Genomic DNA, 13,728 nt, shown 5'->3' with positions numbered 1-13,728 from the left:
GGCGGCCCGGTGCAGTTCAGACAACCGCACGAGGGGAGTGCTGCGCCAATACACGTTCGCGGTGCACTCGATCGCTCAGGCAGATCGCGCGCCGACGAGTGATCGCTTTTGCGGATCGTCAGGCGGGTGCGAAGAGCGTGCGGATCGCCTGCTCGACGGCGCGCCCACGGCTCGTGCGCCGCACCTGCGCGAGCGACGAGACCTCCAGGGTGAGGCCCGGGGCGTCGTCGGAGATCTCGACGGCGACCGTCTCGGCGCCCGCGTACGTCTGCGCGGTGCGCGGCCGCTGATTGAGGATCGAGAAGCCGAGCCCCATCGCCACCATGGAGCGCACGGTCTCGTAGCTCCGGCTGCGGTAGCGCAGGTTCGGGGTGATGCCCGCCTCGGTGAGGATGCGCACGAAGTAGTCGGTGCTGCTCGGGAGATCGAGCAGCACGAACGGCTCGTCGGCGAGCTCGGCGAGCGCGAGGCGCTCGCGGGAGGCGAGGGGATGCGAGCGCGCGAGGATCACGTACGGCCGGAACTCGGCGACCCGCGTGTTCTCGATGCCGTCGCCGCTCGGGAGGTCGTACGTGACGGCGAGCTCCGCGCTGCCGTCTCGCAGCGCGGCGAGGCACTCCGCGTGGTCCCCCTCGCGCACCGTCACCTCGAGCTCGGGGTGCGCGTCGCGCAGCTCGCTGAGCAGCCGCGGGAGCACGAACGGAGCGAGCGTCGTGAAGCAGGCGATCGTGATGGCGCCCTGCACGTGGCTCTGATCGGCTCGAATCGTGTCGATCGTGCTGTGCAGCGACCCGAACAGCTGGTGGGCGTCGCGCAGCAGGGTCTCGCCGGCGTGCGTCAGAATGAGCCCCTTCGAGTGCTGGCGGATGAAGAGCGACGCGCCGAGCGAGCGCTCCAGTTGCGTGATCGCCGTCGACACGGCCGATTGGGCGACGTGCAGCTCGGCGCTCGCCGCCGTCATGTTCAGGGTCTTCGCGCATTCGGCGAAGTACACGAGCTGCGTCAGCGTGATGGGGAATCGTTGCGCCATGCCGGGCCTCCTCGCTCGATCGCGCGCCGTCGAGACGCGCTCGGCACGATCTGATCGACAGATGACGTGCGTAACTTTTAGCTATTTTACAGATGCCGAGGGCGCTTCGAGAATGAAGTGAAGCCGGGCGCACGAGCGCCACTCGACGAGGAGGAACCCGTGACGGAAACGACCCACGTGCGTCTGCGCAAGTTCAACACGAAAGAGACGTATCCCGAGCAGAACCTCGACAACGACCTGTGCCAGGCGGTCGTGGCGGGCGGCGTCGTCTACCTGCGCGGGCAGATCGGGCAGGACCTCGACACCCGCGAATCCGTCGGCATCGGCGACGTCGCCGCCCAGACCGAGCAGGCGATGGCCAACATCGAGATGCTGCTCGCGGAGGCGGGCAGCCGACTCGCCGACATCGTGAAGGTCACCATCTACATCGTCGATCCGCGCTACCGCGAAGACGTCTACCGCACCGTCGGCAAGTGGCTGCGCGGCGTCTACCCCGTCTCGACCGGCATCGTCGTGCAGGCCCTCGCCCGCCCCGAGTGGCTCGTCGAGATCGACGCGACCGCCGTGCTGAGCGAGCGGTGAGCGCATGACCTTCTCACTGCTGCTGCGCGACCCCGAGTCGGGGGAGTTCGGATCGGCCATCTCGTCGTCCTCCCCCGCGGTGGCGGCGCGCTGCGTGAACCTCGCCGACCGCGTCGGCGGAGCCCACTCGCAGAACGTCACCGACCCGCGGCTCGGCCACCGGCTCCTCGACCGCCTGCGCGCGGGCGACGCGGCGGCGCAGGCCCTCGAAGCCGTGGTCTCCGCAGCCGACGACGCCTCGATCGCCTACCGTCAGCTGCTCGTGATCGACGCCGAGGGGCGCACCGCGGTCCACTCGGGTGCGCAGGCGCTCGGCGTCTTCGGCTCCGCGGAGCGGGAGAACGCCGTCGCGGGCGGCAACATGCTCGCGAGCCTCGACGTGCTCGACGCGCTGGTGGAGACGGCGCTCGCCTCGGAGGGCCCGATCGAGCAGCGGCTCCTCGCAGCGCTGGAGGCCGCGATCGACGCGGGCGGCGAGGCGGGCCCCGTGCACTCCGCCGGCATCTCCGTCGTCGCGAACGCCGGCTGGCGCGTCACCGACCTGCGCGTCGACTGGTCGGAGCACCCGATCGTCGAACTGCGCCGAGCGCTCGACGTGTGGCTGCCGCAGCGCGACGCGTACGTCGACCGCGGCCTCGACCCGTCGGCCGCGCCGTCGTACGGGGTGCCCGGCGATGAGTGACGCGCTGAAGGAGCGCATCGCCGCCGAGCGCGAGCGCATCGACGCCGACCTCGTCGCGCTGTCGAACCGCCTGCACGGCGACCCCGAGCCGGGCTGGCGGGAGCACCGCTCGTCGACTGCGGTCGCCGCGCTGCTCGCGTCGCACGGATTCACGGTCGAGCGCCCCTACCTCGGCCTCGACACCGCGCTCCGGGCGACCTTCGGCGATCCGGGCGCTGCGCGCTTCACCGTCGGGCTGCTCGCCGAGTACGACGCCCTGCCCGGGCTCGGCCACGCCTGCGGCCACAACCTGATCGCCGCCATGTCGACGGGGGCCGCCATCGCCCTCGCCGCCGTCGCGAACGAGGTCGGCGTCGCGGTCGAGGTGATCGGCACGCCCGCCGAGGAGGGCGGCGGCGGCAAGATCGAACTGCTGCGACGCGGCGCATTCGCCGAGCTCGACCTCGCGCTCATGGCCCACCCCGCCCCCGTCGACGTGGCCGAAGCCCGCCCCTTCGCCGTGGCGCACTGGCACGTGCAGTACGACGGCGTCGCCGCTCACGCCGCCGCCTACCCCGAGCGCGGGGTGAACGCGAACGACGCGTTCATCATCGCCCAGACGGCCATCGCGCTGCTGCGGCAGCAGCTCCCCTCCGGAGTGCGCGTGCACGGCGTGCAGACGCGCGGCGGAGAGGCGCCCAACGCGATCCCCGAGCGCACCGAGGGGCGCTGGTACGTGCGGGCCGAGACCACGGAGCAGCTCCTCGCACTCGAAGCGCGCGTGCGGCGCTGCTTCGAGGCGGGCGCGCTCGCCACGGGCACGACCCTCACCATCACCCCCGAGAGCGAACGGTACGCCGAGATGCGCACCGACGTCGAGGCGCTCGAGGCGTACCGCCGCAACGCGATCGCGCTCGGGCGCGACTTCGACGTGCCGCCCGAGGCGGCCACCATGAACCGCGCCTCGACCGACATGGGCAACGTCTCGGCGGTCGTCGACGCGATCCACCCCTACATCGGCGTCGGCGGCACCGCGTCGAACCACCAGCCCGCCTTCGCCGAGGCCTGCGTCGGCCCCGCAGCCGAGCGAGCGCTGCGCGACGGCGCCACCGCGCTCGCCTGGACCGCGCTCGACGTGGCCCGGGCGCGCGGCGGATCCGGGTAGCCGCCGCCCGCAGCCGCCGAGCCGCCCCCGCGGGCCGCGGAATGCGGAGGCGCGCCGCACGCCGAGCGCGGTGCGCCGATCGCACGCGCGCGATCCGCGATGCCCTCGCGACCCATCACTCCTCCCAGCAGCAAAGGAATCGTCGATGTCGACCTCCGAACCCATCCGAGAACTCAGCGAACTCGTCGACCGCAAGAGCCTGCGCAAGAGCGTCGCCGCCGGCGCCATCGGCGTGCTCGTGCACTGGTTCGACTGGGCCGTCTACGCGTACCTCGCCGGCACCATCGCGTCCGTGTTCTTCCCCGAGGAGAGCGCGACCGCGGGCCTGCTCGCGACCTTCGCCGTCTTCGCCGTCTCCTTCCTCGTGCGACCGATCGGCGCGATCATCTTCGGGCGCCTCGGCGACCGGCTCGGGCGCAAGCAGACGCTCTCCATCGTGATTCTCGCGATGGCGCTGTCGACGCTCGTGCTCGGCATCCTGCCCGGCTACTCCGCCATCGGCATCGCCGCTCCGATCCTGCTCATCATGACGCGCATCGTGCAGGGCCTTGCGGCCGGGGGCGAGTTCGGCAGCGCCGCCGCCTTCCTCGGCGAGTTCTCGCCCGCGAAGCGCCGCGGCTTCGGCGTCAGCTGGCTCGAGTTCGGGAGCCTCCTCGGGTTCCTGCTCGCCTCGTTCGTCGTCTTCCTGCTCAACCTCGCCTTCGACCCGCAGCAGATCGCCGACTGGGCCTGGCGCATCCCATTCCTCGTCACGGTGCCGCTCGGCTTCATCGGCCTCTACATCCGCCGCAAGATCGAGGACACCCCCGAGTTCCAGCAGCTGCAGCAGCTCGAGACCGTCTCGCACGCCCCCGTCGCCGAGGTCTTCCAGCGCAACCTCAAGGAGTTCATCCAGACCTGCGGCATGGAGATCTTCATGAACGTGACGTTCTACGTCGTGCTCGTGTACCTGCTCACCTACCAGGAGGTCACCGTCGGCATCGACGCCGGCAGTGCCGCGCTCCTCTCGACGCTCGCCTCCGCGCTCGGGCTCATCGTCGTGCCCCTCGCGGGCATCCTCTCGGATCGCGTCGGGCGCAAGCCCGTGCTGCTCACGGCGGCGATCGCGCTCACCGTGCTCTCCGTGCCGCTGTTCATGCTGATGAACGATCCCGCGCCGTGGGCGACGTTCGCGTCGACGCTCGGTCTCGCCCTGATCCTCGCGATCGTGCTCGGCACGCACGCCGTCACCGTCGTCGAACTCTTCCCGACCCGTACGCGTCAGACCGGCCTCTCGATCGCCTACGCCGTCACCGCCGCGCTGTTCGCCGGCACCGCGCCGTACCTGCTGACCTGGCTCATCGACGCGACCGGCGACCAGCTCGTTCCCGGATACTTTCTGGTCGGCGTCGGCCTCGTCGGCTTGGTGACCGTGCTCAGCCTGCCCGAGACCCGCGGCATCTCGCTGCTCAAGGCGCAGGATCTCGAGACCGCGACCGTCACGATCCCCGACCTCCGCACTGCGCCGGGCACCCCGGCCGCCGCGGCCTCGAAGACCACCAGCACCGACACCCCCAGCACCAGCACCACCAACACCACGAACACCCTCGCCGAAGGAGACCGGTCATGACCCAGACTCACGCAGAATGGCAGGCCGCAGCGGCCGCGCTCCCCTTCGACGGCAGGCCGGTGATCGACGGCGCCCGGGTCGACGGGAGCTCGGGGCAGACCATCGCGAAGACCAACCCGGCGACGGGAGCCGTGCTGTCGCAGATCCACGCCTGCACCGAGGCGGACGTCGACACGGCGGTCGCATCGGCCCGGCGCACCTACGCATCCGGCGCCTGGTCGCGCGCGGGCGCCGGCCACCGGCGCGAGCGCCTGCTCGAACTCGCGCGGCTGATCGAGGCGCGGGCCGACGAGTTCGCGCTGTACGACTCGCTCGACATGGGCAAGCCGGTGCGCGAAGCCGCGACGATCGACGCTCCCGGCTCCGCGGCGCTCTACCGGTTCTACGGCGAGGCCATCGAGAAGCAGGAGGATCTGATCCCCGTGACGCCGCCGGGATCGACGGCGCTCGTCACGCGCGAGGCGCTCGGCGTCGTCGCGGTGATCGTGGCGTGGAACTACCCGCTCGAGATCGCGACCTGGAAGCTCGCGCCCGCCCTCGCCGCAGGCAACTCGGTGGTCGTCAAGCCGCCGGTGGAGGCATCGCACTCGACGCTGCTGCTCGCCGAGCTCGCGATCGAAGCCGGAATCCCGGCGGGCGTGCTGAACGTGGTGACGGGGCGGGGATCCACCGTGGGCCGCGCGCTCGCCCTGCACGACGACGTCGACATGCTCGCCTTCACCGGATCGACCGAGGTCGCGAAGCAGCTGCAGCAGTACGCGGGGCAGTCGAACCTGAAGCGGCTCGCCCTCGAAGCGGGCGGCAAGAGCGCGAACCTGATCTTCGCCGACTGCGACGACCTGCGAGCCGCCGCCGAGAAGGCGGCCTTCGGCAGCTTCTACAACCAGGGCGAGGTGTGCTCGGCCAACTCGCGCATCTTCGTCGAGCGCGAGGTGTACGAGGAGTTCCTCGCGCTCTACGCGGAGGCGGCGCGGGCCTACGCGCCCGGCGATCCCCTCGACCCCGCGTCGGGCATCGGCGCGCTCGTCTCCGAACGGCACGCCGATGAGGTGTGGGCGACGATCGAGCGGGCGCGGCGCGACGGCAGGATCGCCGCGGGCGGCGCCCGGCCCGAGATCAACGGTTCCCGCGCCTTCATCGAGCCGACGATCGTGACCGACGTACCGGCCGACCACGAGCTGCACACCCGCGAGATCTTCGGCCCAGTGGCCGTCGTGGCCCCGTTCGACACGGAGGAGGAGGCGATCGCGCGCGCGAACGAGACGCCGTACGGCCTCGCCGCGTCGCTGTGGACGGGCAGCCTCTCGCGGGCGCACCGCGTCTCGCAGCGGCTGGTGGCCGGCACCGTCTCGGTGAACACGGTGGACGCGCTCGGCTTCACCACGCCGTTCGGCGGCTTCAAGCAGTCGGGATTCGGGCGAGACCTGTCGGTGCACGCGCTCGAGAACTACACCGACTACAAGACGACGTGGCTGCAGTGGGGGTGAGCCCGCCGGCGACCGCCGCCCCGCACCTCCATCACTTCAGGTGATGGCGAACACCTCGAAAGACTATTTTACCGATCGAGCGGGCGCTGGGACACTGGGATCCGACCCGGCTTTCCCTCCCTCACCGCCCAGTCACCGCCGACTGAAAGGACCAGAGAACATGACGCTGCAGCCCGAGACCATCGCAGAGCGCGCACCCGAGAGCGAGGTGCCGAGCGGCATCGCCGAGATCGCGAAGCGGCACCTCGTGATGAACTTCACCCCCGCCGGCAAGTACCGCGACGACGAGCTGCCGGTCTTCGTGCGCGGCGAGCACTGCTCCGTCTTCGACGAGAGCGGACGGCGCTTCTTCGACGGGCTCGCCGGCCTCTTCTGCGTGCAGCTCGGCTACACCCACGGCGCCGAGGTCGGCGACGCGGTGCGCGAGCAGCTCGCGGCGCTGCCCTACCAGACCACCTGGAGCGTCACCCACCCGCCGGCCGCCCTGCTCGCCCAGAAGATCGCCGAGCTCGCGCCCGGAGACCTGAACCGCGTGTTCTTCGCATCGGGCGGCGGCGAGTCGAACGAGGCCGCGATCAAGCTCGCCCGGCAGTACCACATCACCCGCGGCGACCACGCGCGCTACAAGTTCATCGCCCGACGCGTCGCCTACCACGGCACGAGCTTCGGGGCGATGTCGCTCAACGGCATGACCGACGTGCGCAAGATGTTCGAGCCGCTCATGAACGGGGTGCGCCACACGCACAACACGAAGCGCTACCGCCGGCCCGAAGGCGAGACGGCGGAGCAGACCACCGCGTTCCTGCTCGCCGAGCTCGAATCGCTGATCGTGCAGGAGGGCGCCGACACGATCGCCGCGATCATCATGGAGCCGCTGCAGAACGCCGGCGGCAGCCTCACCCCGCCGACGCCCGAGTACTTCGCGGGGGTGCGCCGCCTCTGCGACACCCACGGCATCCTGCTCATCGCCGACGAGGTGATCACCGGGTACGGTCGTCTCGGATCGTGGTTCGGGTCGGCCCACTACGGCTTCCAGCCCGACATGATCACGTTCGCCAAGGGCATCGCCTCGGCCTACATGCCGCTCGGCGGCGTGATCGCGAGCGACCGGATCATCGAGACCGTGCTCGACGGGCCCGTCGGCATGTTCAACCACGCCCTCACCTACGGCGGCCACCCGGTCGCGTGCGCCGCGGCGCTGAAGAACCTCGAGATCATGGAGCGCGAAGGGGTGGTCGAGAACGTCGCCGCCCTCAGCCCCTACCTCGGGGAGAAGCTCGGCGAACTCGCGGAGAAGCACGCCGGGATCGTCGGCGACCTGCGCGGCGACGGCTTCCACCGCAGCTTCGAGCTCGTCACCGACCACGCCGCGAAGCGGTGGAGCGCGGAGGCGCTCCCCGCCGCGGACTTCGTGAGCGGGCACCTGAACCCGGCGCTCGCCGAGGTTGGCCTGCTGTGCCGCGTCGCCATCGACGCGGAGGGCAACCCGCTCGTGCAGGTGTCGCCGCCGCTCGTGATGACGCGCGACGACATCGACGAGCTCGCATCGCTGCTCGACCGGGCGTTCACCCTCGCATCGGATCGCGCGGGGCTGTAAGCCCCGCCGCCTCTTCGGGCGGCTCACGCGTGCGTCACCGAGGACGCACGGGGCGAGCCGCCCGCGTCGCCTCGCACGCATCGCGCGGGGCGATCCCGCGCTGCCCGGAAGCATGCGCACGCGATGAGCACTCGAAGGAGAGAGAACCATGTCGCAAGAACCCCCCGTCGTCACCCAGACGTTCGTGCGCTTCGAACAGCAGCACATCATGCCGATCCCCGAGAACGAGCGCACCGGCACCAACTGGTCGCTGTTCGCCATCTGGGTCGGCCTCAACATGATGCCCCTCACCGTCGTCACCGGCGCGGTGGCGAGCGGCGCGTACGGCCTGCCGATCGGCTGGAGCATCGTCGCGATCCTCGCGGGCAACGTGATCGGAGCGTTCGGATCGGCGCTGCACGCGTCGCAGGGGCCGCACCTCGGCATTCCGCAGATGCTGCAGGCCCGCGCCCAGTTCGGCTACCTCGGGGCGAGCCTCTTCGCGCTGATCGCGTTCGTGATGTTCATGGGCTTCTTCGCGAGCATCCTGATCGTCGCGAAGGACGCGCTCGCCGCCGTCTTCCCCGAGTTCGACGGCACCGTCGCGATCCTCGCGTTCGCGGCCATCGGCATCGTGCTCTGCGTCTTCGGCTACGACCTGCTGCGCAAGACGATGGTGTGGCTGTCGATCGTCATCGCCATCGCGGTGACGGTCTCGATGATCATGTTCTGGACGAAGCCCGAGGTCACCTCGCAGCGCGCGGAGGCGGCGTTCACCTTCGAAGGGTTCTTCGCGATGCTCGCCATCGGCATCGTCTGGCAGCTGGCGTACGCGCCGTACGTCTCCGACTACTCGCGATACCTGCCGAAGACCACCGGCCCGAAGACGGCCTTCTGGAGCACGTACCTGGGGCTCGTGGTGAGCTCGGTGTTCGTCATGACGCTGGGCGTGCTGCTCGGCGCCGCGAACCCCGAGAACCCGCTCGCGGCCCTCGGCGACTTCCTCGGCCCGGTCGGCATGATCGTGCTCATCGTCTTCGCGGTGAGCTCCGCGCTCATCAACGGCGTCGAGCTGTACTCGGCCGTGATGAACGCGCTGACGGTGATGCAGTCGAATTTCAAGACCGTCATCACCTCGGCCACCCGGGTGTGGACGACGATCGCGTGCGGCGTGCTCGCCACGCTGATCGCGATTCTCGGCCAGGGCGACTTCATGACGATGTTCGAGAGCTTCCTCACCCTGCTGCTGTACGTGCTGATCCCGTGGTCGGCGATCAACCTCGCCGACTACTTCATCGTGCAGAAGGGCCACTACGCGGTGGCGGATCTCTTCGACCCGACCGGCGGGCGGTACGGCAAGTGGAACGCCGTGGGGCTCGCGAGCTACGGGATCGGGCTGCTCTCGCAGGTGCCCTTCATGATCACGCCCCTGTTCACCGGCCCGCTCGCGGCGCCGCTCCAGGGCATCGACATCGCGTGGCTCGTCGGGTTCGCCGTGACGGCGGCGGTGTACCTGCTGCTCGTGCGGCGTCGCGCGGGCAGCAGCGCGCTCCCGGCCGAGCGCGAGACCGCCGCCGCCTGAGCGGCCCGGCGCCCTCGGCCCCGCTCAGCGGGCGTGCGCGCGCAGCCGGAAGCGATCCGGCGGCGTCGCACGCCCCTGTGCGGCGTCGGCGAGCACGCGGCCGATCGCGGGCGTGAACTTGAACCCGTGGCCCGAGAACCCGGCGCCGACGGTGATCGGCCCGACCGTGTCGAGCACGAACCGGCCCGAGGCGGTCGAGGTGTAGGTGCAGCTGATCTCCGCCGGTGCGTCGCCGTCGAGCCCCGGGAACCACTCGGAGACGTAGCGGCGCAGCCGTTCGCGCTGCGCATCGCTCGCGCGGTAGGTGCGCTCGTCGGGGTCGACGACGTCGCCGACCCGGTGGAAGCCGACCTTCACGCCTTCGCCCGGGCTCGGCATGCCGTAGACGGGCGCGCCGAACTCGGCCGCGAGCTCGGGCGGCAGCATGTGGTTGAAGGAGGGCCACGCGAGCGAAGCGGATCGCGGCGGGAAGTGGGCGGGGTGCTCCTCGGTGACCACGAGCGGCGGCAGGTCGATCAGGTCGCCGAGCAGCGCCTCCGTCCAGGCGCCCGCGGTGACGGTGACGTGGTCGGCGTCGAGCGCGCGCTCGGCTCCGTCGGCGCCCCGAGCGGTCACCCGCACGCCCGAGCCGCCCGCCTGCGGCTCGATGCGCAGCACCCGCTCGCAGCGCTCCACGAGCGCACCGCAGCGGATCGCCGCGGCCTCGAGCGCTGCGAGCGCCCGCGCGGCGTGCACGATGCCGGCCTCCGCGCTGAACAGCACATCGCCCGCGAACCGCATGCCCGCCCACCGGGCGGCGGCCTCGTCGGCGCTGAGCAAGGCGACTGCGGCGCCTCGGGCGACGAGCGCGTCGTGCGCCGACGTCACGACGTCGGCGTCTCCGTGCGTCGCGAGTCCGTGCAGCCCGAGCAGTTCGGTGCGCGACTCCGCCTCGAGCGCGCGCCACAGCGCCACCGCCTCGCCGAAGAGGTCGAGGTACTCGTGCTCGGCGTAGGCGTTGTTGAGGTTGCGCGTCGATCCGTGCGAGGCGCCGCGGGTGTGGTGCGCCTCGAAGCGCTCGAGGAGGCGCACGCTCGCGCCGCGCGCGGCGAGCTGCCAGGCCGTGGCGAGACCCATCGCCCCGCCGCCGACCACGAGGTGCTCGGTGCGCTCGCTCACAGCCGTGCGATCTCCTGGCGCGGCCGCACGGCGATGTCGGTGAGCTGCACGTCGGCGGGCGCGTCGACGACGAAGCGCACCGTGCCGGCGACCGACTGCGGGCGGATGTAGCGCTCGGGCGTGTACCGGTCCGCCGGAATGCCCGCCCGCAGCATGTCGGTGTCGGTCTGGCCGGGGGCGATGGTGACGACGCGCACGCGGTGCGGCTCCTCGTCGATGCGCAGCACGTCGGCGACGCCGCGCAGTGCATGCTTGGTCGCGGTGTAGACGGCGCTGCCCGCGACGGGCCGCGTGCCGGCGCCCGAGCCGATGAAGACGACGGTCGCGGCGGCGGCGCGCAGGAGGGGGAGCGCGGCGCGGGTGAGCAGCGCGGGGGCGGTCACGTTGACGGCGAGGTGGCGCTGCCAGTCGGCGGCGTCTGCGGCCTCGACCGACCGGTGATCGCCGATGGCCGCGGCGTGCACGAGCACGTCGAGTCGGTCGAGCTCCGCGATCCTGCCCGCGAGCTCGTCGTGGTCGGTAACGTCGAGGCGCCACGCGGTCGCCCCGGTCTCGGCGGCGATCGCGCCGAGCCGCTCGGGGTTGCGACCCACGGCGATGACGCGGTGGGTGCGGGCGAGGTCGCGCACGATCTCGCGGCCCATGCCGCTGGAGGCGCCCGTGACGAGGGCGACGGGTCGGTCGGTCGAGTGCGGTTCAGGCACGGAGGGCTCCTTCGCGGGGGCGGATGGGGGCGGCGGCGCGGCGCGCGACGGCGATCAGGCTGCGCGCCACGCGATCGGTCTCGCGCAGCATGGGCGGGTCGGTGCCCGGCATCGGGCTGATCACGGTGTCGTGGAGCGCCGCGTCGACCGGGATGCCGGCGACGTGCACGGCGTCGTCGAGCGAGCCGTCGGCGTGCACGAGCAGCCCGGTGCCCGGGTCGATGTCGAAGGCGCCGGTCTCGCACGCCTCGCCCGTGCGCGTGCGGATGCGGAAGGGTCGCGCGCGCCCCTCGGCGACGAGGCCGCGCGCGAGCGGGTCGGCGGTGTCGGCGAGGTGGTGGAAGTGCATCCAGGAGTCGATGAGCGCATCGGCGGTCACCTGCGAGTCGGCGACGAACGGGGACACCGCCGTGAAGCCCGCCTCCGTGATGGTGACGCGGGCGCGCGGGCCGATGCAGCGCACGAGGCCCGCGTCGGCGAGCGCGAGCAGCTGCCGGTTGCGGAACGCCGGTGGCCCCGATCCGGCCATGCCGCCGACGGCCATCAGCATCGCGAAGCCCGAGCCCCGCGATTCCGCGTCGAAGCCGCCGAGCGAGCCGACGCGGTTCGCGACGCCGCGGGCCGAGCTCACCGACCACAGGCCCGCCTTGAAGGCGCTGTCGCGGCCGAGCGCGGCCTCGTCGAGGTCGTGGGCGACGCGCCGCTGCACCCAGGCGTCGAATGTGGCGGCGCTGTCGAAGACGTGCTGCACCGGCCGCATCTCGCCGAGCAGATCGAGCCGGTCGGCGGGGGCGGGCACGAAGGGGGCGATCGCGTCGGCGACGTCGGCTGCGACCGCTTCGAGCGGCGTGTCGGCGCCGTGCACGGGGTCGCCGTCGAGGTGGGGCCGGATCGCGGCGGCGATGACCGACTCCACGTGATCGGCGGGCGCCAGCGTGGCCGTCGGCCGCACCCGCCGGAGGGTGCGGTAGTGGTCGAAGTGGGCGTCGGCGACGACGCGCGGCCAGAACTGCCGGTCGAAGTCGATGGGGCGGGGCACCGCCGCCCAGTCCACGCCGAGCAGGAACCGCTGCTCGGGGCGCGGCGGCAGCGATCCGTAGAGCGTCTTCGCGCGGAACGGGACTCCGCGCCCCGAGGTCACGTGCAGCACGGGCTCCCGGCCGGAGGGCTCGTAGCGGAGCCCGCCGCGCGCACCCGGGTCGTCGACGAACGCGCCCCCGCGTTCGAGCGTGAGGAGCGCCATCGTGTCGAAGAACCCCATGCCCATGCCGCGCACGATGACCGGCGCGCCGGCGCGCACGCCGCTCAGATCCTGCTCCACGGGGCTGGCCGGCCGCACCCAGGTCAGCTCGGGGCGCTCGGCCAGCACGGCGGCGAACTCGCGCTCCTCGGTGGTGTCGATGCCGGGCATCCACCCGGTCGCGAGCACGACGGCGTCGGCGACGACGGGCGCCCCCTCGCGCAGCTCGATGCGCTGCCCTCCGCCCGGGTGCGGTGCGACGCCGACCGCGCGGTCGCGGTGCCGCACCACGCGCACGTCGTCGGGCAGCTCGGCGATCGCCCGGTCGAGGCACCACTGCAGGTACTCGCCGTAGAGCGCGCGGCTCGGATGCGATTCGGGGCGGAACGCCGCGAGCTCCTCGCCGTACGCCTCGGCGAAACCGGGCCGGATCGGGTGGGCGTCGACCGCCGCGGCGCGCTCGGCCGGGATGCGCGCGATCGCCTCGGCGGCCGCGGGGGGCGGCGGAGGGCCCGCCGATCGGGTCGCGAGGGCCAGGAGGCCCCACTCGTAGAGTGTCGGGCCGACGCGCACGGGGCCCGTCACCGTGCTCCCGGGTTCGGTGAAGAGCGTGACGGCGTCGGCGAGGGTGTTCATGCAGAGCTCGCGGGTCTGGTCGGTGCGCCAGATGCGTCCGGCGCCGAACTCGGTCTCCTCGACGAGGTGCAGTTCGAGGGCGGCGGCGCCGCTGCGGTCACCGGCGCCGAGCAGGTGCGCGCCGATCCGCTCCACGAGGGAGGTGCCGCGCGGCCCGACTCCGATGATGGCGATCTTCGCGGCCGTCGGAGTGGGGGTCATGCTTCCGTTATACGCCGCCCGCTGCGGGGCGGCGCGATCGGATGACCGTTTATGACGCGTGGGGTTCATGAAGTTCTGTGACACCGATGACTTCCGC

11 protein-coding genes are annotated in these 13,728 nt (G+C 72.0%); 7 read left to right on the top strand and 4 right to left on the bottom strand.

Annotation, left to right across the window (positions count from 1 at the left end; genetic code table 11):
* Positions 1-118: 118 nt before the first annotated feature.
* On the bottom strand, positions 119-1,030 hold the full coding sequence (locus tag BLT44_RS01350; protein WP_010155965.1) for a LysR family transcriptional regulator: 912 nt from the start codon (positions 1,028-1,030) through the stop codon (positions 119-121).
* Positions 1,031-1,189: 159 nt separating this feature from the next.
* On the opposite strand from BLT44_RS01350, the gene BLT44_RS01345 reads away from it, so the two are divergent.
* The 7 genes from BLT44_RS01345 (at position 1,190) to BLT44_RS01315 (ending at position 9,692) form a co-directional block, all read left to right on the top strand.
* Positions 1,190-1,612, top strand: coding sequence for a RidA family protein (locus BLT44_RS01345; RefSeq protein WP_010155966.1), 423 nt, complete (start codon positions 1,190-1,192; stop codon positions 1,610-1,612).
* Positions 1,613-1,616: 4 nt separating this feature from the next.
* The gene (locus tag BLT44_RS01340) at positions 1,617-2,294 is read left to right on the top strand and encodes a DUF1028 domain-containing protein (RefSeq protein ID WP_010155967.1); all 678 of its coding nucleotides are present in this window, start codon (positions 1,617-1,619) and stop codon (positions 2,292-2,294) included.
* Positions 2,287-3,438, top strand: coding sequence for a M20 family metallopeptidase (locus BLT44_RS01335; RefSeq protein ID WP_010155968.1), 1,152 nt, complete (start codon positions 2,287-2,289; stop codon positions 3,436-3,438). Before BLT44_RS01340 ends, BLT44_RS01335 begins: the two co-directional genes overlap by 8 nt.
* 145 nt (positions 3,439-3,583) lie before the next feature.
* On the top strand, positions 3,584-5,047 hold the full coding sequence (locus tag BLT44_RS01330) for an MFS transporter (RefSeq protein ID WP_010155969.1): 1,464 nt from the start codon (positions 3,584-3,586) through the stop codon (positions 5,045-5,047).
* Positions 5,044-6,534, top strand: coding sequence for an aldehyde dehydrogenase family protein (locus BLT44_RS01325; protein ID WP_010155971.1), 1,491 nt, complete (start codon positions 5,044-5,046; stop codon positions 6,532-6,534). Before BLT44_RS01330 ends, BLT44_RS01325 begins: the two co-directional genes overlap by 4 nt.
* A 160-nt stretch (positions 6,535-6,694) precedes the next feature.
* Positions 6,695-8,131, top strand: coding sequence for an aspartate aminotransferase family protein (locus tag BLT44_RS01320; RefSeq protein WP_010155972.1), 1,437 nt, complete (start codon positions 6,695-6,697; stop codon positions 8,129-8,131).
* A 148-nt stretch (positions 8,132-8,279) separates the two neighbouring features.
* Positions 8,280-9,692: a purine-cytosine permease family protein gene (locus tag BLT44_RS01315; protein WP_010155973.1), complete on the top strand. Its 1,413-nt coding sequence runs from the start codon at positions 8,280-8,282 to the stop codon at positions 9,690-9,692.
* 24 nt (positions 9,693-9,716) lie between these two features.
* Here BLT44_RS01315 and BLT44_RS01310 read toward each other — a convergent pair whose 3' ends face one another.
* Genes BLT44_RS01310 through BLT44_RS01300 form a run of 3 tightly spaced genes read right to left on the bottom strand, consistent with a single transcriptional unit; the run spans position 9,717 to position 13,631 of the window.
* Positions 9,717-10,850 carry an FAD-dependent oxidoreductase gene (locus BLT44_RS01310; protein WP_074689843.1) on the bottom strand — a complete coding sequence of 378 codons (1,134 nt, stop codon included), beginning with the start codon at positions 10,848-10,850 and terminating at the stop codon, positions 9,717-9,719.
* Complete coding sequence (locus tag BLT44_RS01305) at positions 10,847-11,554, bottom strand: SDR family oxidoreductase (RefSeq protein WP_010155975.1); 708 nt, start codon at positions 11,552-11,554, stop codon at positions 10,847-10,849. Before BLT44_RS01305 ends, BLT44_RS01310 begins: the two co-directional genes overlap by 4 nt.
* Complete coding sequence (locus tag BLT44_RS01300) at positions 11,547-13,631, bottom strand: FAD/NAD(P)-binding protein (protein ID WP_074689841.1); 2,085 nt, start codon at positions 13,629-13,631, stop codon at positions 11,547-11,549. The genes BLT44_RS01305 and BLT44_RS01300 overlap by 8 nt, the downstream gene beginning before the upstream one ends.
* Positions 13,632-13,728: the final 97 nt, after the last annotated feature.

Source organism: Leucobacter chromiiresistens, assembly GCF_900102345.1.
In the GTDB taxonomy this organism is placed as follows: Bacteria; Actinomycetota; Actinomycetes; order Actinomycetales; family Microbacteriaceae; genus Leucobacter; species Leucobacter chromiiresistens.
Note: the sequence above shows the minus strand (reverse complement) of the source record. Positions and strands in the feature narration are given on the sequence as shown.

Bases quoted from the DNA above. Each gene is read 5' to 3' on its own strand.
- BLT44_RS01325 (WP_010155971.1), top strand. From the start codon at position 5,044: ATGACCCAGACTCACGCAGAATGGCAGGCCGCAGCGGCCGCGCTCCCC.
- BLT44_RS01330 (WP_010155969.1), top strand. From the start codon at position 3,584: ATGTCGACCTCCGAACCCATCCGAGAACTCAGCGAACTCGTCGACCGC.
- BLT44_RS01340 (WP_010155967.1), top strand. From the start codon at position 1,617: ATGACCTTCTCACTGCTGCTGCGCGACCCCGAGTCGGGGGAGTTCGGA.
- BLT44_RS01300 (WP_074689841.1), bottom strand. From the start codon at position 13,631: ATGACCCCCACTCCGACGGCCGCGAAGATCGCCATCATCGGAGTCGGG.
- BLT44_RS01350 (WP_010155965.1), bottom strand. From the start codon at position 1,030: ATGGCGCAACGATTCCCCATCACGCTGACGCAGCTCGTGTACTTCGCC.
- BLT44_RS01320 (WP_010155972.1), top strand. From the start codon at position 6,695: ATGACGCTGCAGCCCGAGACCATCGCAGAGCGCGCACCCGAGAGCGAG.
- BLT44_RS01315 (WP_010155973.1), top strand. From the start codon at position 8,280: ATGTCGCAAGAACCCCCCGTCGTCACCCAGACGTTCGTGCGCTTCGAA.
- BLT44_RS01335 (WP_010155968.1), top strand. From the start codon at position 2,287: ATGAGTGACGCGCTGAAGGAGCGCATCGCCGCCGAGCGCGAGCGCATC.